Source organism: Sphingomonas sp. H160509, from assembly GCF_024124765.2.
In the GTDB taxonomy this organism is placed as follows: domain Bacteria; phylum Pseudomonadota; class Alphaproteobacteria; order Sphingomonadales; family Sphingomonadaceae; genus Sphingomonas.
This window is the reverse complement of the sequence record NZ_JAMXSR020000002.1, coordinates 1,551,031-1,577,767: the sequence shown is the minus strand read 5'-3', so window position 1 is coordinate 1,577,767 and position 26,737 is coordinate 1,551,031. Positions and strand designations below refer to the sequence as shown.

Sequence of the window (26,737 nt, the reverse complement as noted above, 5' to 3'; positions counted from 1 at the left end):
CATGGAGACCGGAATGCGCCTTCGTCGACGCGATGTGATGACGGGCGCCGCCGCGCTGGCCGTAACCGCCGGCCTCCCGCGCGCTGCGTCCGCCGGTGCCGCTGCGCCACTCGTGAGCAAGCGACCGCCACGCGGCCAGCGCCGCTTCGTCAGTCCCGCGGTCGAGGCCGAGATCGCCCGCGTCAAGGCGAAGATCGCCGACCCCGAACTCGCCTGGCTGTTCGAGAATTGCTATCCGAACACGCTCGACACCACGGTCAAAATCGGCACGGTGGACGGCAAGCGCGGTGGCAAGCCAGATGCGTTCGTCATCACCGGCGATATCGAAGCGCTGTGGCTGCGCGACAGTTCGGCGCAGATGCAGACCTATGTGCACCTCGCGCCGAAGGATGCTGCCTTGCGCCGCGTGTTCACCGGGCTGATCGCGCGGCAGGCGCGGTGCATCCTGATCGACCCCTACGCCAACGCGTTCATGGAGGATCCGACCGCCAAGTCGAACCTCGGCGCGCGGACCGACCAGACCGAGATGAAGCCGGGTGTTGCCGAGCGGAAGTGGGAGATCGACTCGCTCTGCTATCCGATGCGGCTTGCGCACGGCTATTGGACCGCGACGCGCGACAAGACGCCGTTCGACGATCTGTGGGCGAAGGCGATGCGCCGCGCGGTCGCGACCTTCCGCGAACAGCAACGCAAGGACGGCAAGGGCCCGTATCATTTCCAGCGCTTGAACGTCTCGCCGACCGAGACGCTGATGTTCGAGGGTTACGGTGCCCCGACGCGGAAGGTCGGCCTGATCCATTCGATGTTCCGCCCATCGGACGATGCGTGCCTCTATCCGTTCCTGATCCCGTCGAACCTGTTCGCGGTGTCGGCGTTGCGCATGCTGGCGACGGTCCAGCGCGAGGCGCGCGGCGATATGGCAGGCGCGGCGGATAGCGAGGCGCTGGCGACCGAGATCGAGGCGGCGCTCCGCGCGCATGGCCGGATGCCGGACGGGCAGGGCGGCGAGGTCTGGGCGTACGAGGTCGACGGCTTCGGCAACGCGATCTTCATGGACGACGCCAACGTGCCGAGCCTGTCGGGCCTGCCGCTGCTCGGCGCGGCGGACCGCAGCGACCCGCTGTTCCGCCGCACCGCCGCGCTCGCGTGGAGCGATCGCAACCCGTATTTCTTCACCGGTACCGCCGCGCGCGGGATCGGCGGCCCGCATATCGGGCTCGACATGATCTGGCCGATGTCGATCATCACGCACGCGATGAACAGCGACGACGACGCCGTGATCCGCCAGTGCCTCGCCTGGCTCAAGACCACGCATGGCGGCACCGGGTTCATGCACGAATCCTTCCACAAGGACAATCCGGCCAAGTTCACGCGCAACTGGTTCGCATGGGCCAATGGATTGTTCGGCGAGCTGATCCTCGACCTCGAGCGCCGCAAGCCTGCCTTGCTGGCCGCCCGCTACTGATATGAATTCCGGGAGATACACATGACCACCGCCAACCGCCGCCAGGTGCTCGCCGGCACCGGGCTCGCGGGCCTCGCCGCCGCGTTGCCCGTCACCAATGCCGCGGCCGCGCAGGCGCCGGTCGCGGGCAAGCCAGACCTGTTCGTCGGTACCGGCGGGCACGGCCATACCTATCCCGGCCCGTCGCTGCCGTTCGGGATGGTCCAGCTCGGCCCCGACACCGACAATAGTCGCTGGGATGCGTGCTCGGGCTATCACCAGGACGATGGCTCGATCATGGGCTTCAGTCACACGCATCTGTCGGGGACCGGGATCGGAGACATGCTCGACGTGCTGGTCGTGCCGACGCGCGGGCCGTTGCAGCTGAAACCCGGCGCGCTCGGCAAACCCGAACAGGGGTATCGCCAGCGTTTCACCGACGAACTCGCCGAGCCGGGCTATTACCGCGTGAAGCTCGAATCGGGCGTGCTCGCCGAACTGACCGTCACCGAGCGGACCGGCCACCATCGCTACAGCTTCCCGCAGGGGCCGGGGCACATCCTGGTCGACTTCGCGCACATGATCCTCGACGTCTGGGACAAGGGCACGTTGATCGACGAGGCTTCGCTGGCGCTGTCCGCTGACGGGATGCTGACGGGCAGCCGCCGCGTCCACCGCTGGGCGAAGGGCCGGCGCATCCATTTCGCGATGCAGCTGTCGCGCAAGCCCGACCGCGTCCAGTTCTTTGGCGACGACGACGCGCCTGCACTCGCGGGCGCTAAGGGCGTCACTGGCAACCGCCTGAAGGTCGCGTTGTTCTTCGACCAGGCGGGCGGCGCGCCGATCCTGATCAAGACCGGCATCTCCGCGGTCGACGTCGCCGGCGCAAAGGCGGCGCTCGACGGTGAGGCGGCAGGGTGGCAGTTCGACGCGGTGCGACGCTCGGCGGCGCGCACGTGGCAGGCCGAACTCGACCGCATTCGCGTCGATGGCGGCACGCCTGAACAGCGCACGATCATGGCGAGCGCGCTGTATCACGCGTTCCTGTCGCCGACGCTCTTCACCGACCGAGACGGCCGCTATGTCGGGCTCGACCGCAAGGTGCACCAGACGACCGCCGCCGAACCCGCGTTCAGCACCTATTCGATGTGGGACACCTACCGCGCGCTGCATCCGCTGCTCACCCTCGTCCAGCCCGACAAGGCGGCGCAGTTCACCCGCGATCTCGTTCGCCAGACGGTGCAGAGCCCGACCGGATCGCCGGTCTGGCCGCTGCAGGGCGTCGAGACCGCGTGCATGATCGGCTGGCATTCGGTGTCGGTGCTCGCCGAAGCGTGCGCCAAGGGGATCAAGGCGGATTACGCCGCGGCGTGGCCGCAGATCCGCAGCCGTGCGTTCGATCGCAATTTTCCCGACGTCGACAGCACGCTCGGCCGCGGCTTCTATTACGACCTCGGCTTCGTGCCTGCGGACAAGACCTGGGAGTCGGTCAGCCGCACGCAGGAATACGCCTATGACGACTGGGCGATGGCGGTGCTCGCCGACGCGGCTGGCGCCAAGGCCGACGCCGCCGCGCTCCGCAAGCGCAGCCTCAACTACCGCAACGTCATCGATCCCAAGATCGGCTTCGCCCGGCCGCGCTTCGCCGATGGCAGCTGGTGGGCCGATTACGATCCGATCCAGCTTGGCCACAAGCCCGAGAAACAGCGCGACTATACCGAGGCGAACGGATGGCAGGCGACGTTCCTCAACCAGCACGACGTCTATGGCCTGATCGCGCTGTTCGGCGGCGATGCGGGGTTCGTGACGAAGCTCGATGCGCTGTTCACCGCGCCGTCGACGCTCCCCAAGAATGCGCCGCCCGACATCACCGGGCTGGTCGGCCAATATGCGCACGGCAACGAGCCGGACCAGCACGCCGCCTATCTCTACGCCTATGCGGGCGCGCCGTGGAAGACGCAGGCGATGGTCCGTCGCCTGCTGACCGAGATGTACAAGGCCGAGCCCGACGGCGTCATCGGCAACGACGATTGCGGCCAGATGAGCGCGTGGTTCATCCTCTCCGCGCTCGGCTTCTACCCGGTCGATCCAGTCAGCGGCGTCTATGTCTTCGGCTCGCCGCCGCTGTTCGACGCGGCGCAAGTCGATCTCGGCCAGGGCCGCACGTTGCGCGTCGTCGCGAAGGGCAATGCGCCAGCCAGCCCCTATGTCCAATCGGTCCGCTGGAACGGCAAGCCCTGGACGCGGAACTGGATCGCGCATGCCGACCTGGCACGCGGTGGTGAACTCGAATTCACGATGGGACCGAAGCCGTCGTCGTTCGGCACCGCCAAGGCGGATCGCCCGCCGTCGTTCGGATCCCAGCCGCGATAGAGGTGCCGCGCCGGGCGCAGGCAGGAGACGTCGGCGTCCGGTCAGCCGTCGAGCCCGTACCGCGCCGCGCGTTTGGCGACGTTCGGGTTGATCGCGAGCGCGGCCTTGCGGTCGGCGTCCGCCGCTTCGGTCTTGCCCGCGCGTCGTTCGGCGATCGCGCGGGTGTAGAGCGACCAGGCGTTGCGCGGGTTGGCTTTGACCGCGGCGTCATAGTCGACAAGCGCGGCGTCGAGCTTGCCGAGACGCAGGTTCACCAGCGCGCGGCTGTCCAGATAGGCGGCATAGCCGGGGCGGAGCTTCAGGGCCACGTTGCAGTCGGACATCGCACGATCGAGCTCGCGGTTCAGCAGCGCGCGCGCCCAGCATCGGCCATTAAACGCGGTGGAGCGGGCGGCGTCCTCGGGATGCATCTTCAGCCACGCATCGTAATTCACGATCGCGAGCTCGGGCTGGTCGAGATTTTCGTACAGGCCGGCAAGCTGGAGCCGGCGATCCGACCCGGCCGGCAGCGCGCGATCGGCGACCTTGGCATCTTCGCCCGCGCCATCCGGATCGCGGCTCATCAAGCGGAGGCGTGCGCGCAACAGGCGGACGTCGGTGTCGTCCGGCATGAGCGTCACGGCCTTGTCGAGATCGGCCGCGGCAAGCAGGAGCTGGCCGTGCGCGAGCCGGGCCTGCGCGCGCTGATACACATAGCGGCCTTCGGTCGGCGCCATCGCCACCGCTTTGTCGAGATCGGCGAGCCCCTCCTCGATCCGGCGCTTCGACAGGAACACCGCGGCGCGTCGGCTGAACCCCTCGGCATCGGTCGGCACGGCGGCGGTGTCGGTCAGGTCGAGCTTTTCGCCCGCGGTGGTACGCGCGCCGCTCGGCGTCAGCCCGAAGACCGGGCCGCCTTCATAGGTCATGTAGAGAAGGTGGTTCGCGTTCGACACGAAGATGCGGTGCGTCAGGAAGAAATCGAACCCGATCAGCATGTCGCCGTCGATCCGGATGTCGGCGATCTGGAATTTCGGGTGCGGCACGGTCTCGCCGCCGAGGTCGATCGTATCGAACGGAGCGCGCCAGGTCGCGAGCTGCTTCGAGCCGATGCCCGAGTTCAACCCGACCGCGGTCACGCCGGGACTGGTCGGTGTGATGCCTGCCCGCTTGGCCGCGGCGAGCGTCATGACGGTGGTCTGCGCGCCTGAATCGAACACCGCGCGCATCTTGACGCCGTTGACCAGGACGGTGCCGATCGTGTGCGGCTTGAACGGTCCGGTGCCGCCGCGTTCGAGCGGGATCGTCGAAAACGGTTTTCCCGCGGCCCAATAGGCGAGCCCGACATTGCCGCAGCCATCGACCCGGATCAGCCGCACTGCGCTGTGCGGCAGGTCGTATTCGACATCGGCGAGACCGAGGATGTTCTGGCCGAGCAGACCGGCCGTCCCCGTGTCGGTGCCGCCGACGATGAAGCTCACGCGCGGGATCGGCAGGCCGGCGAGCGAGAAATCCTTTGCACTGGCGACCGCTGCGGACGTGTCGCCGTTGACGCCGCGCAGCCGGAACCAGGGGAGAGCCGGTTCGCTCGACAGCCCGAACTCCGCGGCCGACGCGCGCGACACCGTACTGTAGAACGCGCCGCTATCGACGATGAACCGCGTGTCGTGCGTGCCGAACTTCGCATCGACCATCGCGCGGCGACCGGTGAGGGTCACGGGCAGTTCGGCGATCTTGCTGACCTTGCACGCGGCCACCGCCGGGCCAGCCGCCGTCAGGCCCAACAGCGCGAGCACACCCAACCGAACCCGTCCGCGCATGCCCGTCTCCCGATCCCGACTCTCGATTCCAGGCGGAAGACTATCGGAGCGACTGTCACGAGCAAGTGACGACGGTGTCACGCGGAGCATTTGGATGATCGAGTAGAAACCGGATTTCGGCATGAAGTTTTTGTTAAGGAGCAGCCGTACTGGTAGTCGTGCGTTGCGGCGAAGGGGACCCTGGAGCATCACGCTGTGGGATGGCTTCTTTACGGAGCCGGCGCGAAACCGTTCCTGGGCGCGGGCGGTGCGACAAGGGGGCCAGGTGTTCGTTCGATTGAAGTGGAGTCTATCGCGGTTGGCGCCGCTCTCGATCCTGATGGGGCTAGGGGGGCTGCACGGCGCTGTCGCACGGCTTCTTCAACCCGCAGGGGCCGGTGGCAGGGCACGAGCGCGACCTGTTCGTCACCGTGTCGATCGTGCTGCTGTTCGTCGCGGGGCCGGTGCTTCTGCTCACGCCGCTGTTCGCGTGGCATTACAGGCTGTCCAACCGCGGCGACGCGTACCGGCCGAAGTGGAATTTCTCCTGGTGGGTGGAAGGGTTGATCTGGATCCCGCCGGCGGGGATCGTCGTCGGGCTTGCGGTACTGTTGTGGCACTGGACGCAGATCGACGATCCGTATCGGCGGTTGCCGGGCGCGGCGCCGGTCGAGGTGCAGGCGATCGCGCTCGATTGGAAATTTGTGTTCGTCTATCCCAACCTCGGCGTCGCGTCGGTCGATCGGCTGACCATTCCCGCCGGGCGCCCGGTACATATCAAGCTGACCAGCGGCACGGTGATGCAGTCGATGCTGATCCCGCAACTCGCCGGGCAGATCTATGCGATGGGCGGGATGACGACCGAGCTGAATATCCAGGCGCACAGGCCGGGACGGTTCCGCGGCGAGAACACGCAGTATAACGGCGCCGGCTTCCAGCAGCAGAAGTTCGAGGTCGTTGCGGTGTCGCCGGCGGACTACGGTCGCTGGGCGGCGGCTGCACGAAGCGGCAAACGCACGCTCGACGCACAAACGTGGCGGCGGCTGTCCGCGCGGTCGATTATCACGCATCCCGTCGAGTTCGCGCATGTCACGCCACACCTTTTCGACCATGTCGTCGCCGCGACCGGCGGCATGACCCATTCTTCTCCGAAAGCCGTTCGATGACCGTTTCCGTTCCCCTCTGGCCCGTGGTGCTCGGCCGGTTCGGCTGGCAGGACCTGCCGTTCGTGCGCGCTTGGGAGAACCCGACGATCAGCGAGATCATCGGTGCATTCGCGGGCGCGCTGGTGGTGGTCGGCGCGGTCGTCGTCGCGGTGCTGCTGACGCGCTATGGCAAGTGGCGGTATCTGTGGACCGAGTGGCTCACCAGCCTCGATCACAAGAAGATCGGCATCATGTATATCGTCGTCGCGTTCGTGATGCTGTCGCGGGCGCTGGTCGAGGCGGTGCTGATGCGGATGCAGCAGGCGGTCGCGATCGAGAATCCCGGCTTCCTGTCGCCCGATCATTTCGGCCAGCTGTTCTCGACGCATGGCTCGATCATGATCTTCTTCATGGCGATGCCGTTCCTGACGGGGATGATCAACTATGTCCTGCCGCTCCAGATCGGCGCGCGCGACATGGCGTTTCCCTGGGCCAACTCGATCGCGCTGTGGCTGACGATCGGCGCTGCCGGCCTGATGATGGCGAGCCTCGTCGTCGGCGAATTCTCGACCGGTGGATGGAGCGGCTACCCACCTTATACCGAGCGCACGTTCAGCCCCGGCGTCGGTGTCGACTATTGGATCTGGGCGGTGACATTGGGGTCGATCGGCTCGACGATGGCGGGGATCAACATCGCCTGTACCGTCTACAAGCTGCGCGCGCCCGGGATGCGGTTCATGCGGATGCAGATGTTCGCATGGACCAGCCTGTGCACGTCGATCCTGATGATCTTCGCGATGCCGCCGCTGACCGTCGCCACGCTGCTGCTCGCGCTCGACCGCTATATGGGGTTCCACTTCTTCACCAACGACCTCGGCGGCAACATGATGAACTACGCCAACATGTTCTGGCTGTTCGGCCATCCCGAGGTCTACATACTGATCCTGCCCGCGTTCGGCGTGTATTCGGAGGTCGTGTCGACCTTCTCGACCAAGGACCTCTACGGCTACACCTCGCTGGTGATCGCGACGATGGCGATCGCGGTGCTGAGCTTCACCGTGTGGGTCCATCATTTCTTCACGATGGGGCAGTCGGCCAACGTCAACGCGGCGTTCGGGATCGCGACGATGACGATCGGCGTGCCGACCGGCGTGAAGATTTACGACTGGATCTGGACGATGTTTCGCGGCGAGGTGCGCTTTACCGTGCCAATGCTCTACGCGCTCGCGTTCATGATGACGTTCGTGCTGGGCGGCTTCACCGGCATCATCCTGGCGATGCCGCCGCTCGATTATCTGGTCCACAACACGCTGTTCCTGGTCGCGCATTTCCACAACATGCTGATCCCAGGGCTGCTGTACGGGATGCTCGCGGGCTATCATTACTGGTTCCCCAAGGCGTTCGGGTTCCGCCTCGACGAGCGCTGGGGCCGGATCGCGTTCACTTGCTGGGTGGTCGGCTTCTACCTCGCCTTCTTCCCGCTGTACGTGCTCGGCGCGAGCGGGATGGCGCGGCGGACGCAGGCGATCTTCGAACCGTCGTTCCGGCCCTGGCTGTACGTCGCCGGCGTCGGCGCGTTCGTCCTGCTGGCGGCACTGACGTCGCTTGGTATCCAGTTGTGGGTGAGCATCCGCGACCGTGCCAAGACACGCGTGGAAGCGGGCGACCCGTGGGATGGCCGCGGGCTCGAATGGTCGGTCAGTGCGCCGCCGCCCGAATATAACTTCGCGGTGCTGCCGCTGATCGACGGACGCAACCCGTTCTACGATCACAAGCATGACGAGGGCCAGCCTGATCCTTACGCGTCGCCACTAGCCTACGAGGACATCGTCGTGCCGAAGGGCAGCGCGACCAGCGTCGTGATCGGGCTTACCGCCGCGGTGGCCGCGTTCGGCCTGATCTGGGAGATCTGGGGGGCTGACGATCGTCGCGCTCCAGGTGATCGTTGCGGCGGTCGTGATACGCAGCTTCGGTCGCGACCAGCATCGCACCATTCCCGCGGCGGAGGTCGCGCGCGCGCATGAGGCCTGGCTCACGCGCGTCCGGGCGACGCCCGCGATCCCGCGGCAACTGGAGACCGCCGCGGTCAATCGTGGCCTTGCGGAGATCGTGGCGTGAGCGAACCCGAACTGGCGCATGCCGGCCTCAACCTAGGCGACACCGGCGCCCTGACGCAGGACCAGGCGGAGAACGCGATCTTCGGCTTCTGGATATTCCTGATGAGCGACGCAGTGATCTTCGCGCTGCTGTTCGCGACCTACGGCACGATGATCGCCAGTACCGTCGGCGGCCCGACGCCGGCCTCAGAATTCAAGCTGCTGCCCGCGTTTGTCGAGACGCTGCTGTTGCTGACGAGCAGCGCGACGTTCGGCCGCGCGACGATCGCCATGAAGTACGACGAACCGCGCCGCGTGTTGTTCGGCTGGCTCGGCGCGACGCTGGGATTGGGGCTCGTCTTCCTCGCGCTCGAGGCGAACGACTTCGCGACGATGTTCGCGCACGGCGCCTATCCGATGCGCAGCGGCTTCCTGTCGTCGTTCTTCGCGCTGGTCGGGCTGCACGGGCTGCACGTCGCGGTCGCGTGCTTCTGGCTGGTCGTGATGGTCGGCCAGGTCTGCGCCTATGGCCTGGATGCGCGGGTGAGGATCAACCTGTTGCGGCTGGGGCTGTTCTGGCACCTGCTCGACATCGTCTGGATCGCGATCTTCTCGGTCGTCTATCTGCAAGGGAATATCGGATGAGCGACCGGACCCGCGAACTCAGAACCTATGCGGTCGGCTATGGCCTGTCGCTCGGTCTGACGGTGGCCGCTTTTGCGATGGTCCGCTGGCCGTCGTTCGGTGCGCGCGCGATCTTCGGCACCGTGCTGGCGCTGGGTCTCGTCCAGATGGCGGTGCAGTTCCGCTGTTTCCTCCACATCAGCCTCAAGCGTTCCTCGCGCCACGACCTGCAACTGATCCTCTTCTCCGCGCTCATCATCGCGCTGATGGTGTCGGGAACGCTGGTGATCCTGTTCAACCTGCGCGGGCGGATGATGGGGTGAGGGCGGGCGACTGCGTAGCGGGGTGAACCGAACGAGGGCCCGCAGCGTTTGAACGGCAGCCGACACGCGCGACGTGCCCGGCGCAGTAGGAGAGTAGAGCGTGGCGCAATCACCGTTCCTGAACGATCCGCGGGAACAACTGGCCAGGCATATCGCTGCGGCGGTCACCTCACCGATCACCGAAGTCCGCGCCATGCACATCCGGGCGGCGGAGCATCTCTCCGAACTGGCGAAAGAGAACCGCCTGCCGGCGCGCTCGGGCAAGACCAAGACGGCGAAAGACGCCTAGAGGTTTCGGACCGTATCGACCCGTCGGCGAATCGACGAGGATGACATCGATTGGCTGGATGCCGGCGGCTCGCCAAGCCTGCCGGAATTTTCGCGCCGCGACCGCCGGTTCGCGCAACGCCAAGCACTCCGTCTATATCGTGCTGTTGCATGACTCGCGGTTCCCGGAGCGCTGGGGACTGTATGTCGGGCAGACGTCGCGCGATCCGGACTGGCGGTTCGATCAGCACAAGCTGGGGTACAAGGCTAGCGGTGCGGTCAGGAGGTTCGGGGTGCATCTGCTGCCCGAGCTCGTCGAGCATCTGAACCCTATGCAGCAATGGGAGTCGCTGGAACTCGAAGCCGCGCTCGCCGATGCGTTTCGGGGGCGGGCGTTCCGTGGGTCGAGGGCGGCCATTAGCGTGCGATCGGCATCGGTGCGGAGAGTATCGTTCGATGCAGTGATCGACCTAGTCGTTGGCGCGGAGAAATAATATGCGGCGTAACTGCATGGAAACGCCTCGCTTCTTGGGATACGCGCTATCCTGATCAACGGGAATGGCACGCGCATGACGACAATCGGGACAGTAATCGACGAGACCGGGATGCTGCTTCGCGATGGCGGTGCATTCTATCTACGTCGGGATATCGGCGGTCGTTATCAGCTCGAGCTGCACCGCGTACCGGTCGATCTGGTCGAGAAGCGGGTCCGCGTGCGCGGTACGCTTGTCGGCACCGATCTGGTCAACGCGGACGGTGTCGCCCCGGAATAGACGCGCCAAGGTATGGATGGCGGCGCGAGGCCTAGGGCGGAGCCAGGACGGGCTCAACTGCCAAGCCTTAAGGCAGTCGCCATCGTCAGCAGCGATGATGCTGCTGTGAACTCACAGTTACGTCGGCAGGATGTCGGGATCGAGTGGATACGCGATGTCGCGAATCAATCGGCCAGTGCCGAATGCGCCCTTCCGGAACGGCGCATGATGTCGGACCTGGCCTTACACGACCATTATCGTGCAAGACCCGGTCCGGGAGCGATCAGTTATCGCGCTCGGCGCGCTTGCGATCGGCCTTGCGTGCACGGCTGACGGCGGCAGCATGCTCGCGTGCACGCTTCTCCGACGGCTTCTCGTAATGACGACGAAGCTTCATCTCGCGGTACACGCCTTCGCGCTGCAGCTTCTTCTTCAAGGCGCGGAGGGCCTGGTCGACGTTATTGTCGCGAACGATTATTTGCATGCTATCTAGGGCTCTCGGCTATCGTGACGGTCTTTCGAATCAACGCCCGCTTTATGAGCGCCGCGACAGGAAGCCAAGTCCCTATCGGCCTGGCCGACCACGCGGCCGTCGTTGAAGGAGATTTTTCGCCTGTTTGGGTCGATCGTCACAGCTTGAAGTTGACGCCGAACGTCACCGTGCGACCGATCCGGGTCTGGAACAGTGTGTCCTGGCGGACGCTGTCGGTATAAAGCCGGTTCTGCTCGTCGGTCAGGTTGGTCCCCTCGAGGATGAGCTTCACGGTGTCCGTCACCGCAAACGACGCGGACGCATCGACGAACAGCGTGCTGTCATTCCCCTGGAGATCGCTGCCGGGGGAAGCGGGGATGCCACGGATGAAGCCGTCGCGGTAATTGGCGGTGCCGCGGATGCTGAACTTGCTGTCCTCGTAATAGAGCGTGCCCGATGCGGTGTTCTTCGACAGGCCGATCAGGTTGGCGGTGGTCGTGACGGTCGGCACGCCGTTCACGCTGGCAAGAATATAGTCGATCCGCGAGGTGACGTGCGTGTAGTTCGCCAGCGCGCCGAAGTTTCTGAGGAACCCCGGCAGGAAGGTGAAGGGCACCTGCGCGTTGACCTCGACGCCCTTCAACGGGCCACCGGGCGTGTTGAGCGGCTGCGCGATCGTGAAGAGTTCGCTCGGCAACGTGTTGCTGCCCGCGAGAAGTTCGTTCGGCAGGCCCAGATCGCTGAACGGGATGAGCGTGTTGACGCTCTGCACGTAGGATTTCAGATCCTTGTAGAAGAACGCGGCGGACAGCAGCGCGCCCGGGCGGAAATACCATTCGATCGCCGCATCGAAGGTGTTGGCACGGATCGGATCGAGTTGCGGGTTCTGGACGCTGCCGTTGCGCGTGATCGCGTTGACGCCGCTGGTGGGGGTCAGCACGCCGAGCTCCGGTCGGGCGAGCACCTTCGCGCCCGAGAAGCGGAACAGCAGGTCCTCGATCGGTTCGATCACGAGGTTACCGGAGGGCAGCCAGTCGCTGTAGCGCTTGTTCGCGGTGGCGAACCGACCGGTCACGCCTGTCGGCGAGCCTGCGAGCGCGACCGAGATGAAGCCCGACGACAGCTGGTCGGTGTGGACGAAGCGGACGCCCGCGTCGCCGCGGACACCGATGCCGCCGAGCCGGTCGCCGAGATCGAACGCCGCCATCGCATAGGCCGACGAGACTTCCTCGAGTACCCGGCTGGACTGTGCGCCGCATTCGGTGCCGCAATAGCGCACCGCGTCCAGGTTGAACGTGCTGATCAACTTGTCGGGATCGAGCGATGCCCAGCTCGACGGCGCGCCATTGCCCCAGAGATTGCCGACTCCGCTGATCTGGTGCGTGATGTCGGCGAGCGTGGTGCCGGCGGGCAGCGCTCTGGTGAGCGTATCCGCAGTGTACGGGATGACGTTGCGCAACGTGAAATCGCTGCGGCGATATTGGCCGCCCGCCTTGAGCGTCAGCACGTCGGCGACCTTCCAATGCAGGTTCGTTTCCGCGGTCAGTCCGTTGTTGGTGTTGGTCGAGGGACGCGCCTGGAAGCTGTAGCCGCCGCGCACGGTGCCGTCGGCAAGCGCAGGTCCGTAGTTGAAGCGGGTCGGATCGGACACGTCGAAACCGAAGCCGAGCTTCGGCGTATCATTGCCGTCGCGGTAGTCGATCGAGAAATTGGGTGTGTCGATCGCATCCATGAAATACTGGAAGCGCCGTTTGCCGAACGCCTTGGCCTGGTTGAGCCCGAACAGCGCGGTGATCCCGAAGCTGTCGGTGAAGTCGTGCTTGATGTTGAGATTGGCCTGCTTGAACGTCGACGTGAAATCGTCGACCAGCCCTTCGGAGCGAACGTCGACGCCGTCGAACAGGCCGTAGATCAGGCCGCCTTGCGGTGTCAGCTGGACGTCCTTGATCGACATCACCGGCTGGCCGTTGTTCGCGGCCGAGCGCGCGAACGAAATCGCTTCGATGTAATTGTCCCGGCGCACGACGTGGAAACGCGAATAGAGCAGGTCGAGCGAAATATCGGTCGCCGCGTCGGGCTGGAACTGGAAGCTGAGCGTCCCGCCGAGCCGCTTCTGCTTCTGTTCCGAATTCAGGTAGCGCGGGATGCGCGGGAAGAACGCGCCACTGCCGGCGGTGTTGGGCAGGTCGGGGCGGCGCGCGGCGAGCACCGTGTTGAACGCTGCCGCCGTGCTGGTACGCGGCGTGCCGGGATAGCAGTTCGCGGCATCGGCCCCCTTGCTGCCGATCGCCGGCGTGGCGGGCGCGAAGCCGACCGGAGAACAGAACAGCCCGTTGGTATTGGCGGACAGGATGTCGACGGCGGAATAGCCGACTTCGCGGATGTCGCGCTCCTGATAGGCGACCGAGCCGAGGACGCCGAACCGTCCGTCGTCGAATTTCTTCGCGATCAGCAGCGAGGCGCGTGGGTTCACCTTCTTGGCGAGTTCGCTGTAGACGCCGCGGACGGTCGCGCTGAGCGTGAAGTCCTGCTTGCCGGCCAGTGGCTTCGGTGCGGAGAGGTCGACGGTCGCGCCGAGCGAGCCTTCCTCGACATCGGCCGAGGGCGTCTTGCGAACCGCGAGCGACGAGAAGATCTCGGTCGGGAAGACGTTGAAATCGAAACTGCGGCCGTTGTTGCCGCCGCCATAGATGTCGGACGATCCGGTCTGCGATGTGCCTTCCATGCCGTTGATGCGGACGCGGGTGAACGCCGCGCCCAGCCCGCGGACCGAAATGTTGCGGCCTTCGCCACCGTCGCCGCGGGCGAGCGCGACGCCGGGAATGCGCTGCATCGATTCGGCCAGGTTCGAGTCCGGGAACTTGCCGATGTCCTCCGCGACGATGCTGTCGATGGCGGCGGTTTCGTTGCGCTTCTGGTTGATCGCGGTGGTGAGCGACGCGCGGAAACCCGTGACGATGATGTCGTCGGTCTGGATTGCATCGGCTGGCGTCGCGGGTTCGGGGGGCGTCTCCGCAGTTGTCGTCGTCGGCGGGGATGCCTGCTGAGCCGTGGCGGTAGTCGCAACCCCGGCAGAGAGCAGCGCGAGCATCGACGTGCCGCTACGAATGCAGGCCGTGAGACGTAAACCGTTCATTGGTATCCCCCCTTTGCGCAGAACCACTCTTCGGTGATTTACCACATTGTAAGATGACTGATCACATATCATTAATTTATGGCCGTGTCAGGCCTTTTCCGCGGGGTGGTCGGATGCGAGCCCGTCCACAGGCTGCACGAGGGATTCCCAGCATCAGCGCAAGTCTGCGTTTGACGCGAACATTCTCATCAAGTAATCATTCGTCTCACAAAATGAGATGATGAAAATCGTCGAGTGAGACGTGAATGTGCTGCGTTGCCGGGTCGAAGCAGACCGGGCGGGCAGGACGCGGACATCGTTCGATGGTGTGACGCGCCTCCGGTGGGGCGCGGGGGATGAGGAGCGTTGAGCGTGGCGATTGTGACTTTGCCGAAGATCAAGCACGTCCGGGCGTTCGTCGTCCGTGGTGGCGGTGCCGATTATCACGACCAGGGCGCGGGGCACTGGATCGATGACCACATCGCGACGCCGATGAGCCGCTATCCCGAATACCGCCAGTCGCGCCAGAGCTTCGGGATCAACGTGCTCGGCACGCTGGTCGTCGAGATCGAGGCGGAGGACGGCACGGTCGGCTTCGCGGTCACCACTGGTGGCGAGCCCGCAGCGTTCATCGTCGAGAAGCACCTCGCGCGCTTCCTCGAAGGACGCTCGCCGACCGAGTACGAGAAGATCTGGGACCAGATGTACTTCTCGACGCAATATTACGGCCGCAAGGGGCTGGTCGTGAACGCGATCTCCGGGGTCGATCTCGCGCTGTGGGATCTCCTCGGCAAGCTGCGCCAGGAGCCGGTCTATCACCTGCTCGGCGGTGCGGTGCGCGACGAACTGCAATTCTACGCGACCGGCGCGCGGCCCGACGTCGCCAAGGAGCTCGGCTTCATCGGTGGCAAGATGCCGCTCCACCACGGCCCCGCCGAGGGCGCCGAGGGCATGAAGAGGAACATCGCGATGATCGCCGACATGCGCGAGAAATGCGGCCCCGATTTCTGGCTGATGCTCGATTGCTGGATGGCGCTCGACGTCGACTATGCCACGCGGCTCGCGATCGCCGCGCACGAGCATGGCCTGAAGTGGATCGAGGAGGCGATCAGCCCCGACGATTACTGGGGCTATGCCGAGCTGAAGCGCAACGTGCCCAAGGGCATGCTGGTCACCACCGGCGAGCACGAGGCGACGCGCTGGGGCTTCCGGATGCTGCTCGAGATGGACTGTTGCGACATCATCCAGCCGGATGTCGGCTGGTGCGGCGGCGTCACCGAACTGCTCAAGATCAGCGCGCTGGCCGATGCGCACGGCAAGATGGTCGTGCCGCACGGGTCGTCGGTCTACAGCTACCACTTCGTCATCACGCGCCACAATTCGCCGTTTGCCGAGTTCCTGATGATGCATCCGGGACCGACCGAAGTGGTGCCAATGTTCCATCCGCAGCTGCTTGGCGAGCCCGTGCCGCAGAACGGCCGGATGAAGGCGAGCGCGCTCTATGCGCCGGGGTTCGGCGTCACGCTCAACCCCGAGATCGCGATGCACCGCCCCTACACGCATTGATCCAGTCTCTCTTTTCGCCATTCTCTTTTCCGAAAGTCCCCTCATGAAACTCTGCCGCTACGGCCAACCCGGCCAGGAAAAGCCCGGCATCGTCGATGCCGACGGTGCGATCCGCGACCTGTCGGGCGTGATCGACGATCTCAGCGTCGCAACGCTGGCGCAGGCGCTCGCGGCCGATCCCGCGTCGCTGCCGGTCGTCGACGGTAAGCCGCGCTACGGCGTGCCGATCAAGGGCATCGGCAAGATCGTCGCGATCGGCCTCAACTACCGCGATCACGCGATCGAATCCGGCCTGCCGATCCCGACCGAACCGATGATGTTCATGAAGCCGCTGTCCAGCCTCAGCGGCCCGAACGACGACGTCGTCCTGCCGCGCGGTTCGACGCATGGCGACTGGGAGGTCGAGCTCGGCGTCATCATCGGCAAGACCTGCCGCTACGTCGCGGAGGACGAGGCGCTCGACAAGGTCGCGGGCTATGTGCTCGCCAACGACGTGTCGGAGCGGTTCAACCAGAAGCAGCGCGGGTCGCAGTGGAGCAAGGGCAAGGGCCACGACACCTTCTGTCCGGTCGGCCCGTGGGTGGTGACGCCGGACGAAATCGGCGACGCGCAGGACCTCGACATGCACCTCGACGTCAACGGCACGCGGATGCAGACCGGCAATACGAAGACGATGATCTTCAATCTGAAGCAGCTGATCGCGTACGTCAGCGAATATATCACGCTCTATCCCGGCGACCTGCTGATCACCGGCACGCCGCCGGGCGTGGGCGAGGGCAAGAAGCCCGAGTCGATCTTCCTGAAGCCCGGCGACGTGATGGAACTGGGCATCGCCGGGCTCGGGACGCAGCGTCAGTCGGTCGTCGAATGGCGCCATCTGGGTGAAGGTTCGATCGCATGACGATCTATGGGGGGCGGTTTGCCGGTCGCTGCGCGATCGTCACCGGCGGCGCGTCGGGACTCGGCAAGGATGTCGCCAAGCGGATCGTCGCGGAGGGCGGCAGCGTCGTGCTGTGGGATCTCGACGCAGCCAAGCTCGCGGTCGCGAAGGACGAGGTTGGCGCGGCGCATGTCGTTGCGCTCGACGTGTCCGACGTCGACGCGGTCGTCGCGGCAGCGGACGAGAGCGCGGCCGTGCTCGGCAAGGTCGACATCCTGATCTGTTCGGCCGGAATCACGGGGGCGACCGCGCCGGTCCAAGACTACCCGCTCGACAGCTGGAAGCGCGTCGTCGACATCAATTTGAACGGGTTGTTCTATTGCTGCCGGACGGTCGTGCCGCTGATGTTGGCGAACGGTTATGGCCGCATCGTCAACGTGTCGTCGGTGGCGGGCAAGGAGGGCAATCCCAACGCGTCCGCCTATTCGGCGACCAAGGCGGCGGTGATCGGCCTGACCAAGAGCCTCGGCAAGGAACTCGCGGGTAAGGGCATCATCGCCAACGCGCTGACCCCGGCGACGTTCGAGAGCCCGATCCTGGAGCAGCTTCCGGCGAGCCAGGTCGAGTATATGCGCTCGAAGATCCCGATGGGGCGGCTCGGCGAAATCCCGGAATCGACCGCGATGGTGTGCTTCATGGCGTCCGAGGAATGTAGTTTCACGACGGCGTCGACGTTCGACACGTCGGGGGGACGGACGACGTTCTAAGGGGACTTTTGTATGCTCCCCCGCCAGGGGGAGGTGGCTGGCACTTGCCAGACGGAGGGGGAGGTAAGGGTAACCTCTGTTCCGTATCCTCCCCCTCCGTCGCCTTTGGCGCCACCTCCCCCTGGCGGGGGAGGATCGTTCGGACCGTAATCGCAAATCCCCCAGCAAAGCTGCCCGACACGAGGCGGCACGCCAGCAATATCCCAGGAGAGAAGGCGATGATCTCGTTCGTCGACGCGCATATCCACCTGTGGGACCTGAGCCACATCCGTTATCCGTGGCTGTCGCCGCCCTTCGCCGATGATGGCCCCAATGGCAGCGTCGAGCCGATCGCGCGCGACTTCGGAATCGCCGAGTACCGCGCGGCGCTCGCGCGGTGGAATGTCGTTGGCGCGGTGCATGTCGACGCGGGTGCGGACCCGGTGCACGCGCTCGACGAGACGCGCTGGCTGGAGGGAATCGCCGCCGAGCACGGCTTGCCGAACGCGATCGTCGCCTACGCACCGCTGGACGATCCCGACGTCGAGACGCACCTCGCTGCGCAGGCTGCGTTCCCCCATGTTCGGGGCATCCGCCAGATCGTCAACTGGCACGCCGATCCGGCTCGCAGCTACACGGCGCGCGACCTCACGCAGGATGCCCAGTGGCAGGCGGGCTACGCGCTGCTGCGTACGCACGCGCTCTCGTTCGACCTGCAATGCTACCCCGCGCAAATGCCGGGCGTCGCGCCGCTGATCGCGCGTCATCCAGATATCCCGGTCATCATCAACCACCTCGGCATGCCGGTGCTCACCGATCCCGATGGCATAACGGAATGGCGCGAGGGCCTGCGCGTGCTCGCCGCGCTGCCGCATGTCGCGATCAAGCTGTCGGGGCTCGGCTTCATCGCGCGCGACTGGACGCCGGAGAACGTGCGGCCCTTCCTCCCTCGAAGCGATCGACCTGTACGGCACCGATCGCTGCCTGTTCGCCAGCGACGCGCCCACCGACACACTGTTCGCGCCGATCGATCGCTACCTCGAGACCTATCACGTGCTGGTCGCCGACTTCGCCGAGGACGAACGCCGCGCGCTGTTCGGCGGCAATGCGAACCGGATCTACCGGCTGGGTCTCGACCTTTGAACCCGCTGCTCGGAGTACTGTATCACTGGCTCGGCGGGCTCGCGTCGGCCAGCTTCTACGTCCCCTATCGCGGGGTGAAGCGATGGTCGTGGGAGATCTACTGGCTGACGGGCGGCGTCGTATCGTGGCTGGTCGCGCCGTGGTTCTCCGCCAGCCTCCAGACGCACGACCTGCTCGGCGTGCTCGGGCGCGCGCCGTCGACCGCGTTCTGGTGGCCGATGGTGTTCGGCGTGTTGTGGGGGTTCGGTGGGCTCGGATACGGGCTCGTCATGCGCTATCTCGGGCTGTCGCTCGGCATGGCCGTCGTGCTCGGGCTGTGTACCGTGTTCGGCACGCTGATCCCGCCGGCCTTTACGGGTGAGTTCCACGAGAAGCTGATCGCGACCACCTCCGGCAACATCGTCCTCGCCGGCATCGGCCTGACGCTCGCCGGCATCGTCGTCGTCGCGATCGCGGGCGCGATGAAGGATGCGCTGCTGACGCCGGAGCAAAAGCTGGCGGTCGTCGCCGAGTTCGATTTTCGAAAGGGCATCGTCGTCGCGATCGGTGCCGGGATCATGTCCGCGTGCTTCGCGTTCGGGCTGGCTGCGGGCGAACCGATCAAGGCGCTGTCGGCGATCGCGGGCACTGGGCCGCTCTGGACCGGGCTTCCCGTACTGTGCCTGATCATGGCCGGCGGCCTCGTCACCAACGGTGTTTGGTGCGGCTGGCTGATCGTGAAGAACCGCAGCGCAAAGCAATGGCTCGGCCGCACGACCGACGGCGCCCGCCCGCCGCTTCTGCGCAACTACGCACTGAGCGCACTCGCGGGCGTCACCTGGTATTTTCAGTTCTTCTTCTACACGATGGGGGAGAGCCAGATGGGCCGTCTTGGCTTCTCGAGCTGGACGCTGCACATGGCGAGCATCATCATTTTCGGCACGCTGTGGGGCTTCGCGTTTCGCGAATGGAAGGACGCCGGCGCGCGGATCAAGGCTGTGGTCTGGGCGGGCGTCGCACTGCTGCTGATCGCGACCGTGGTGATCGGCTATGGCAACAGCATCGCGGTGGAGACCGTCGCATGACCCGGATCGCGCACCTGATCGTCGCCAGCCTGTTTGCACTCGCGGGGGCCGCACCCGCAACCCCCGCCGCGCGAGCCCGACGCGCCGTTGGTGATGACCGCGATGCACCTCCACGATCCGTGGGTCGTCGCCGACAAGGCCAGTCGTACCTATTACCTCTTCACCCGCAACGAGGTCGCGATGACCGGCGACCCGCGGCTGGGTACGATGATGTATGCGAGCCGCGACCTGAAGCACTGGACCAGGCCCAAGCTGGTGTTCGTGTTGCCCGGCGACGTCTGGGCCAAGGCGGGAAGCTGGGCGCCGGAAGTGCACCGCTGGAAGAACCGCTGGTATCTCTTCGCGACGTTCCACGATCCGGCCTCGCCGCTGACGCCCAACGGCAAGCGCGCGACCTATCGCCGCGGCACCGTCCTCGCGGTCGCGGACAAGATCGACGGGCATTACGCACTGGTTCGGGGTGGCGAGCCGATCGTGTCGAAGGACCAGATGTCGCTCGACGGCACGCTGTACGTCGACCCGAAAGGCAAGCCGTGGCTCGTCTACGCGCATGAATGGTGGCAGACGACGATCGGCACGATGGAAGCCGTGCCGCTGAACGACGACCTGTCCGCGGCGGGCTCGGCGAAGCGGCTGTTCAGTGCCAATGACGCGGCATGGGTGGTCGGCCAGAAACAGCCCGATGGCGACACGGTCTATGTCACCGACGGCCCTGAATTGTATCGCAGCAAGACCGGTGCACTGCTGATGCTGTGGTCGAGCTATGGCAAGAAGGGCTATGTCGAGGGGCAGGCGCGATCGCGATCGGGCGGCATCGAAGGTCCGTGGGAGCAACTTGGCCCGCTCGTCGAACGCGACAGCGGCCACGGCATGCTGTTCCGCGCGTTCGATGGCCGGCTGATGATGATCCTCCACCGGCCGTTCAACTTCGCGCTCGGCAAGTTGTACGAGATGCGTGACGAGGGCGACCGGCTGGCGGTGGTACGCGAGGCGACCGAACTCGACGGCGAGGCGTATCCGACGCATCCCTGCACGCCGGGGCACTCGTCGTTCGACAACGCTAAACCGGGGTGTTCGTGATGCTGGGTGCAGATGACGTGTGGCCGCTGTGGGCGGACGAGCCCGCAGTGACGTTAGAGGATCCTTCGGTCGCGGCCGACGTCGCGGTCGTGACGGCGGTCGACCAACCGGTGCTGCTCGGGTTCCGTGCCGCCAAGCCCAATGGCCGGGCGATGCTCGTGCTTGGCGGCGGCGGCTACACGCAGTTGATGGCGGGCAGGGAAGGGGTGCAGGTCGCCGCCTGGCTGACCGCGCTCGGCTATCACGCGTTCGTCCTGATCCACCGCTTTCCCGATGCTGCCAACGGCATCGCCGCACCGCTCAACGACGCGCGCGAGGCTATGCGGTTGATCCGTGGAAGCGGTCTCGCACCGGCGGGGCTCGGCGTGGTCGGACTATCGTCGGGCGGTCATCTGGCTGCCTGCCTCTCCGCGGCGTATCCCGACGAGTGGACGGCGCCGGTATCGCGTCATCCCGGCGCGCCGACGCGGCCCGACGTGATGGTTATTGGCTATGCCCCGATCTCCACCAACGCGGCGGGACGGACGATCATTGTCGACAAGCCGCCTCTGCCGCCGGTCGAGAAGCAGGCGATGTACGATCGGCTGCAACCCGATGCGCAACTTCTGCCGTCGCCGCCGCCTGCGTTCATCGTCTATGCCGGCAACGATCCCGTCGTCCCGGTCGAGAATGCCCGCCGGCTCCACACGGCGTGGCAGGACTCAGGCGGTGCGGCGGAACTCCACGTCTTCGCCGACGCGCCGCATGGCTTCGCGCTGGATAGGCAGGGGCTGCCTGTCTCGATCTGGCCGACGCTGTGCGAAGCGTGGCTACGGCAGGTCGGCTTTCTCGATTAGCGGCGCGCGAGCCGGATCACGGTCGGCGCGTCGCGGTCGACCGTGAGGATACCGTCGTTTTCCTTCAGTTCGGCGATCTGCAGCACGCTGCGGCGATGCCATTCGGGATCGCGCGCGGACTGTGGTTCGCCGGACTGCTGAACGAAATAGACTATGTACGCACGATCACCCGCGACGATCACGTCGGGATGTTGCCCCTTGGCGCGATCGGTCTCGTCGCGGCCCGGCGTTGCGAGCAGGTAGCCCGGTTGCCGCGTCCAGTGCTCCCCATCCGCCGAGCGCATCGCGAGCAATCCCTTCCACGCATCGGAGATAAGCCACCAGCGTCCCTTCCAGCGGAACGCCTTCGGTCCCTCGCCGGGCGTATCGACGATCGTGCCCTTCACGCGCCAGTGCACCAGATCGTCGCTGTCGGCGTAGCGGATCGCCTTGTTCAGCCGCTCGTCGTTGTACCAAAGTCGATAGCCGCCACCGGGCAGCGCCGCGACGCTCGCGTCGATCACCCGGTCGGAGCCGAGCGACAGCCGCTCGCCGCAAGTCCAGCGCTTCAGGTCGCGCGAGGTCAGGTGGACGATGAACCGCGGCGCGTTCCAGTCGCGGAAGACGCCCGGCACGACGGTCAGCCACATGTGCCATCGGCCCGCGAGATACTGCACTTCGGGCGCCCACAACGTCGCGCCGGTGCAGGATGCGGGGATCGCCGCGGTGCCGCCGTAACGCCAGTGCACGCCATCCCACGAGCGGGCGGTGCCGATCGCGGTACCGTGCACCCAGCGCACGTCCTTCGCGTCGGCCATCGGCAGGTCGGCGCGGCGATTGGTGTAGAACATCACCCATTCGCGGCGGGCGGGATCGTAGACAGTCGAGGGATCGGCGGCGCCGTCGTGTACCGGATCGCGGAACAGAGGTTTCGGCGCAACCGGCGCGCCGGCGAGCAACGCGGCGGCGAACAGGATCACCGCGTGCCCGCCGCCGCGACGGGGTTGTTGCCCCACAGCTTATCGTAGGACCAGCCCGACAGATCCTCGACCACGCGCGCGTTGTCCGGCGTCGATGGCGTCCGCTCGCCACGCCGCAGATGCTCGATCTCCTCCAGCAGGATCGCATGCGTGACGGGCGTCAGCCGGAACCGCGTCGACACGAGCACGCCGAAGATGAGCATCGCGATCGTCCCGGCGCCCAGCACTGCGACGATCGCGTAGATCGCCTGCGGGCTCTGCGCGGTCGCCTTCGAGACGAAGCCCGACGCCTGCATCACCTGCCCGACGAGGATCACCGCCAGCGCCTGGCTCATCTTGCGCACGAACGTCATCACGCCGGCGAACGCGCCTTCGCGCCGGCGCCCGGTGACGATCTCGTCGACGTCCGCCATGTAGTTGTACGTCGCCCAGGGGATGTAGTTCAGCGCGCCGCGGCCGAGCCCGGCGAACACCACCGGCAGCCAGAACAGCGCCGACGTCGCGGTATAGCCCGCCGCGTACATCGCGAGGAAGATCACCACGCCGATCGCGAAGCTCAGCGCCGCGAACCGGTAGGCGGCAGCCGGCGACAGGCGCAACGCGAAGTTGATTGCCAGCACCACTGCAACGAGCTGGACGATGTACGTAACGCCGACCAGGTTCGCGACGATCGCGGTCGATCCGGCGAGCGCGAAGATCACGAAATAGGTGAACGCCGCATTGTAGATGTCCTGGCTGATGTACCCGCCCAGATACATGCCGAGATGCAGTCGGAACGCGCGGATCCGCAACGTCGAGAACAGGTTGCGGTACAGCGCCTTGAACGCCGCGCCGAGCGACGCCTTCTCGACGGCCTGGACCTCGTCGAGCCCCTCCGGCCGCTGCCGCTCCCAGCTGAACGCGTACAGCAATCCCGCGGCACCCATGAACAGCACCGAGAAGATCATGCCCATATACAGATACGTGTCGGGCGAATCCGGGCCGAGATACGCGATCAGCCAGCCCGGCAGGAACGCCGCCGCGATCGCCGAGCACTGGCCGCACAGGATGCGCGCGCCGGCGAATTTGGCCTTGGTGCGGTAATCGGTCGCCATCTCCGACGCGAGCGTCTCGTACGGGATGATCTCCATCGCGTAGACCATCTCGAACAGCACGTACGTCACGAGATAATACCAGAAGCCCTGGCCTGCGACCCACATGATCGCGAACGACGGCAGCAGCGGGATCGCGGCGAGAATGAAGAACCGCCGCCGTCCGAACTTGCGCCCCAGCCAGCTTCGCCCGAGATTGTCCGACAGGTGGCCGATCGTCGGGCTGGTAAACGCATCGAGCACGCGCGCGACGCCGAAGATGATCGTCGCCTGCGCCGCGGACAGTCCGCAGAAGCTGGTGTAGAAAATCAGGATCCACGTGCTGATGACCGCCATCGACCCCGCGCCGAGCACGTCGTTCGATCCGTAGGCGAGCAGATTATACCAGCGTACCGGACGGGCAGGCGCGAGCGGCAGGGCCGGACGGGCGGCGATCGGATCAGTGGCCATGCGAGAGTCCTTGGGTACCGGCGTTGGCTGGAGATGAAGTGGAAGCGGGAAGTGGATCGAAGCGCAGCGCGTCGAACACGATCGCGGGGTCGTCGATCCCGATCGTCACACTGTGCCGTCCGGCCGCGAGCGGTGTCGGCAGCGCGAGGTCGAAACGGTTGTCGAGCACCGCGAGCGCCCATGCGCTGTCGCCGGTCTTGCGCGGAACACCGACGCGAACGGGCGGCCTGCCGTCGATCGCGACCGATACCGCGAGGTCAGCGCCTTCGATCGTCGGGTAGGTCGGCAACATTTCCGCTGAGAGTTGCCAGCGACCGGGCGGGAGCGTGACAGTGTACGACAGCGTCGCCGGTACGCTGGTCGCTACCGCCGCACCGTTGCGGCCGAGGCCGTCGACCACGCGCCAGCCGGTGCGTGGACCTTCTGCCTCTTCCGCCTCGATCACGATCATTGCCGTTGGCAAAACCTCCCGGTTCCCCGGCGAAGGCCGGGGCCCAGTTAGCACGGTCGAGGTAACGGAGGGCGGCGCGATCTCACCAGGGACCTTCCAACTGGGCCCCGGCCTCCGCCGGGGAGGTGCAGTTGGGGCGGGCAGGATTGGAACCGACAAGCGGTAACGGCGCCATTGCCCGTCGGCGGGTTCGACTGCCATCATTCCCCGCCACTTTCCACCAGCGACCTCGGTATTGTAGCGGCTCGTCAGCGCGGTGATTTCAGCGTCCGCTGCACGCGATCGCTCGCCAGCTACCGTCGCACTAACCGGATCGGTATCGCGCAGGCGGTCATGCGCCTCGGCATCGAACACGCGCGTGTTGGCAAGTGCCGCCGCGGTCACCGGATAGTCGACCAGCTCGAAGAACGCGTCGCGTCGGTCGGGCACAATGCGCTGCACGATCGAGCGGACGCGCGCGCGCAACGTATCGAAGGCGGCAAGGCGGGTTGCGATCTCGGCAGGGGCAAGCGGGCTCGGCTTCGAGAGTTCACCGGGCAGCCACCATTGCAGATGCTCGGGCCGGCGCTGGAAATTAAGCCGGTGATGCTCGGCCATGATCGCGCCGATCTCCGGCGCGACATCAGCGCCGACCGTGCCGGCCGCCCAGTCCGTGACGACGGTATCGATCGGTTTGCCGCGCGTGCCCGGTACGTCCCACGCAAGCTGCAGGAAATAATCGGTCGCGAGTTCCGCAGGCTTGAGGTCACCGACATTGGCGACCCACATCCGCCGTGCACCCGCGTCCCAAGCCCGCCCAAGTTCCTCGCGGATCAGCGCGGGCGGGGTGGTCGACAGCCAGAGATACGACAGCGGCGCGCCGAGATAGGACAAGTGATAATAGATGCCCGATCCGCCCGACCGCGCGCGCTCGGCGGCGTCGGGGACGTGGCGGATATAGCCGAAATTATCGTCGGGCCACATCAGCGTGACGTCGTCGGGTACCTTCAGCCCGCCGCGATATACGTCGAGCACTTCCTTGTACGGCGTGAAGACCTGCGAGACGCGCGTCAGATCCCGATTCACGCCGCGCGCCAGCATCGCGCGCTGATCGGTGAATATGCGTTCGAGCAACGATCGGCGCGCATCGTCGGTGGTCGGGCCGACGATCCCGCTGTCGTGGATGCCGCGCATCCCGAGCGTCCAGACGCTCTCGTACTGGCCGTTCGCTCGGACGCGCGTGCGCCAATAGTCGGCCACGCCGGCGGGGTTGGTCACATAGTTGAACTCTGTCGCCGGCGCCGTCCATTCGCCGACATTGTTGCGCAGCATCGGCTCGGCATGGCTCGATCCCATGACGATCGCATAGCGGTCGGCGAGGCGCGCATTCTCCGGGTTCGCGTTGAACGGCGCGGTGACTTTGTGCATCGCCGGCCAGACCATGTTCGCCTTCAGCCGCAGCATGAGCTCGAACAGTTTGGCATAGGTCTTCGGCCCGATCGTGCCGGCCTCGGGCTCGAACGTGCTGGCAGCCCAGGGTTGCAGCCCCCAGTCCTCGTCGTTGAGGAAAATCCCGCGATACTGGACCGACGGCGGCCCGAAGCGGTGGAGACCGGTCGCCGCATAAATCGCGGCGTGATGCTCGGGCGTGGCGTCGGCCCACCAATGCCACGGCGACACACCGATCGCGCGTGACAGCTCGTACGCGCCGAACGCGGTCCCGCGACGATCGCTGCCGACGATCACCAGCGCTGCCGGGATACCGGGTGCGGGGTTGGCGACGGTGGCGATCACGAAGCTCTCCCACGCGCCGCGCAGTTTCGAGACGTCGAGCGTGCCCCGCCGGACCAGCCGGTCGATCGCGGGGTTGCGACCGAGCGTGCCGAGCCAGATCTGCGTGCCGTTGGCAGTCGTGGCACCGGTCACGCGGCGGAGGTCGCTCGTCAGGTCGGCGGCGGCGATCCGGACGACCTCGTGGTCACCCGGCGCGGTCACCACGCGCGCGATGCCTTGCGCGTCCGCCAGTGCGAGACCCGCCCCGGGCGCGAACGACACGAGACGTGCGACCGGCTCGGCCGAGGCTGGTGCCCCGAGCCACAGCGC

The 26,737-nt window shown here is 66.1% G+C and carries 20 protein-coding genes and 2 pseudogenes; 16 read left to right on the top strand and 6 right to left on the bottom strand.

What is annotated here, in order from left to right; genetic code table 11:
• Positions 1 to 13 precede the first annotated feature (13 nt).
• Both NHF48_RS09395 and NHF48_RS09390 read left to right on the top strand, forming a co-directional pair.
• A complete protein-coding gene (locus NHF48_RS09395) occupies positions 14 to 1,465 on the top strand; it encodes a glycoside hydrolase family 125 protein (protein ID WP_446741207.1) in 1,452 nt (483 codons plus the stop codon).
• A 21-nt stretch (positions 1,466 to 1,486) separates the two neighbouring features.
• Positions 1,487 to 3,817 (top strand): GH92 family glycosyl hydrolase, encoded by a 2,331-nt coding sequence (locus NHF48_RS09390; protein WP_253070952.1) that lies wholly within the window; start codon positions 1,487 to 1,489, stop codon positions 3,815 to 3,817.
• Between the two features lie 41 nt (positions 3,818 to 3,858).
• On the opposite strand, the gene NHF48_RS09385 is transcribed toward NHF48_RS09390, so the two are convergent.
• Positions 3,859 to 5,616: an aspartyl protease family protein gene (locus NHF48_RS09385; protein WP_253070951.1), complete on the bottom strand. Its 1,758-nt coding sequence runs from the start codon at positions 5,614 to 5,616 to the stop codon at positions 3,859 to 3,861.
• A gap of 377 nt (positions 5,617 to 5,993) precedes the next feature.
• Between NHF48_RS09385 and NHF48_RS09380 the strand changes: the two genes are divergently transcribed.
• The 7 genes and pseudogenes from NHF48_RS09380 (at position 5,994) to NHF48_RS09350 (ending at position 10,823) form a co-directional block, all read left to right on the top strand.
• Entirely contained in the window at positions 5,994 to 6,761 is a 768-nt protein-coding gene (locus tag NHF48_RS09380; RefSeq protein ID WP_253070950.1) for a cytochrome ubiquinol oxidase subunit II, read from the top strand.
• Positions 6,758 to 8,858, top strand: a pseudogene (locus NHF48_RS09375) (cbb3-type cytochrome c oxidase subunit I). The gene NHF48_RS09380 and the pseudogene NHF48_RS09375 overlap by 4 nt, the downstream one beginning before the upstream one ends.
• Positions 8,855 to 9,481, top strand: coding sequence for a cytochrome c oxidase subunit 3 (locus tag NHF48_RS09370; protein ID WP_121884844.1), 627 nt, complete (start codon positions 8,855 to 8,857; stop codon positions 9,479 to 9,481). The pseudogene NHF48_RS09375 and the gene NHF48_RS09370 overlap by 4 nt, the downstream one beginning before the upstream one ends.
• Complete coding sequence (locus NHF48_RS09365) at positions 9,478 to 9,783, top strand: cytochrome o ubiquinol oxidase subunit IV (protein WP_253070948.1); 306 nt, start codon at positions 9,478 to 9,480, stop codon at positions 9,781 to 9,783. Before NHF48_RS09370 ends, NHF48_RS09365 begins: the two co-directional genes overlap by 4 nt.
• A gap of 100 nt (positions 9,784 to 9,883) precedes the next feature.
• The gene (locus tag NHF48_RS09360) at positions 9,884 to 10,072 is read left to right on the top strand and encodes a hypothetical protein (RefSeq protein ID WP_253070947.1); all 189 of its coding nucleotides are present in this window, start codon (positions 9,884 to 9,886) and stop codon (positions 10,070 to 10,072) included.
• A 40-nt stretch (positions 10,073 to 10,112) separates the two neighbouring features.
• Positions 10,113 to 10,544, top strand: a complete 432-nt coding sequence (locus NHF48_RS09355; RefSeq protein ID WP_253070946.1) for a hypothetical protein — start codon at positions 10,113 to 10,115, stop codon at positions 10,542 to 10,544.
• A gap of 75 nt (positions 10,545 to 10,619) precedes the next feature.
• Positions 10,620 to 10,823 carry a DUF5818 domain-containing protein gene (locus NHF48_RS09350; RefSeq protein WP_253070945.1) on the top strand — a complete coding sequence of 68 codons (204 nt, stop codon included), beginning with the start codon at positions 10,620 to 10,622 and terminating at the stop codon, positions 10,821 to 10,823.
• 262 nt (positions 10,824 to 11,085) lie between these two features.
• Here the strand turns inward: NHF48_RS09350 and rpsU are convergent, their stop codons facing one another.
• Positions 11,086 to 11,286: a 30S ribosomal protein S21 gene (gene rpsU / locus NHF48_RS09345; RefSeq protein ID WP_031393196.1), complete on the bottom strand. Its 201-nt coding sequence runs from the start codon at positions 11,284 to 11,286 to the stop codon at positions 11,086 to 11,088.
• 145 nt (positions 11,287 to 11,431) lie between these two features.
• The gene (locus NHF48_RS09340) at positions 11,432 to 14,410 is read right to left on the bottom strand and encodes a TonB-dependent receptor (protein ID WP_253070944.1); all 2,979 of its coding nucleotides are present in this window, start codon (positions 14,408 to 14,410) and stop codon (positions 11,432 to 11,434) included.
• 360 nt (positions 14,411 to 14,770) lie between these two features.
• On the opposite strand from NHF48_RS09340, the gene rhmD reads away from it, so the two are divergent.
• The 7 genes and pseudogenes from rhmD to NHF48_RS09305 all read left to right on the top strand — a co-directional run bounded on the left by rhmD (position 14,771) and on the right by NHF48_RS09305 (position 21,704).
• Positions 14,771 to 15,955, top strand: coding sequence for an L-rhamnonate dehydratase (gene rhmD, locus NHF48_RS09335; RefSeq protein ID WP_253072383.1), 1,185 nt, complete (start codon positions 14,771 to 14,773; stop codon positions 15,953 to 15,955).
• Between the two features lie 43 nt (positions 15,956 to 15,998).
• The gene (locus NHF48_RS09330) at positions 15,999 to 16,856 is read left to right on the top strand and encodes a fumarylacetoacetate hydrolase family protein (protein ID WP_253070943.1); all 858 of its coding nucleotides are present in this window, start codon (positions 15,999 to 16,001) and stop codon (positions 16,854 to 16,856) included.
• Positions 16,853 to 17,602: an SDR family NAD(P)-dependent oxidoreductase gene (locus NHF48_RS09325; RefSeq protein ID WP_136190910.1), complete on the top strand. Its 750-nt coding sequence runs from the start codon at positions 16,853 to 16,855 to the stop codon at positions 17,600 to 17,602. The genes NHF48_RS09330 and NHF48_RS09325 overlap by 4 nt, the downstream gene beginning before the upstream one ends.
• 218 nt (positions 17,603 to 17,820) lie before the next feature.
• Positions 17,821 to 18,724 (top strand): annotated as a pseudogene (locus NHF48_RS09320) (amidohydrolase family protein).
• On the top strand, positions 18,721 to 19,788 hold the full coding sequence (rhaT, locus tag NHF48_RS09315; protein ID WP_253070942.1) for an L-rhamnose/proton symporter RhaT: 1,068 nt from the start codon (positions 18,721 to 18,723) through the stop codon (positions 19,786 to 19,788). The pseudogene NHF48_RS09320 and the gene rhaT overlap by 4 nt, the downstream one beginning before the upstream one ends.
• Before the next feature lie 93 nt (positions 19,789 to 19,881).
• Positions 19,882 to 20,868: a glycoside hydrolase family 43 protein gene (locus tag NHF48_RS09310; RefSeq protein WP_253072382.1), complete on the top strand. Its 987-nt coding sequence runs from the start codon at positions 19,882 to 19,884 to the stop codon at positions 20,866 to 20,868.
• Complete coding sequence (locus tag NHF48_RS09305) at positions 20,868 to 21,704, top strand: alpha/beta hydrolase (RefSeq protein WP_253072381.1); 837 nt, start codon at positions 20,868 to 20,870, stop codon at positions 21,702 to 21,704. The genes NHF48_RS09310 and NHF48_RS09305 overlap by 1 nt, the downstream gene beginning before the upstream one ends.
• Here the strand turns inward: NHF48_RS09305 and NHF48_RS09300 are convergent.
• The 3 genes from NHF48_RS09300 to NHF48_RS09290 are packed head-to-tail and all read right to left on the bottom strand — an operon-like array spanning position 21,701 to position 26,689.
• On the bottom strand, positions 21,701 to 22,663 hold the full coding sequence (locus tag NHF48_RS09300) for a glycoside hydrolase family 43 (protein WP_263816827.1): 963 nt from the start codon (positions 22,661 to 22,663) through the stop codon (positions 21,701 to 21,703). The genes NHF48_RS09305 and NHF48_RS09300 overlap by 4 nt on opposite strands.
• Positions 22,660 to 24,204: an MFS transporter gene (locus NHF48_RS09295; RefSeq protein WP_253070940.1), complete on the bottom strand. Its 1,545-nt coding sequence runs from the start codon at positions 24,202 to 24,204 to the stop codon at positions 22,660 to 22,662. The genes NHF48_RS09300 and NHF48_RS09295 overlap by 4 nt, the downstream gene beginning before the upstream one ends.
• Complete coding sequence (locus NHF48_RS09290; RefSeq protein ID WP_253070939.1) at positions 24,194 to 26,689, bottom strand: glycosyl hydrolase 115 family protein; 2,496 nt, start codon at positions 26,687 to 26,689, stop codon at positions 24,194 to 24,196. Before NHF48_RS09290 ends, NHF48_RS09295 begins: the two co-directional genes overlap by 11 nt.
• Positions 26,690 to 26,737 lie beyond the last annotated feature (48 nt).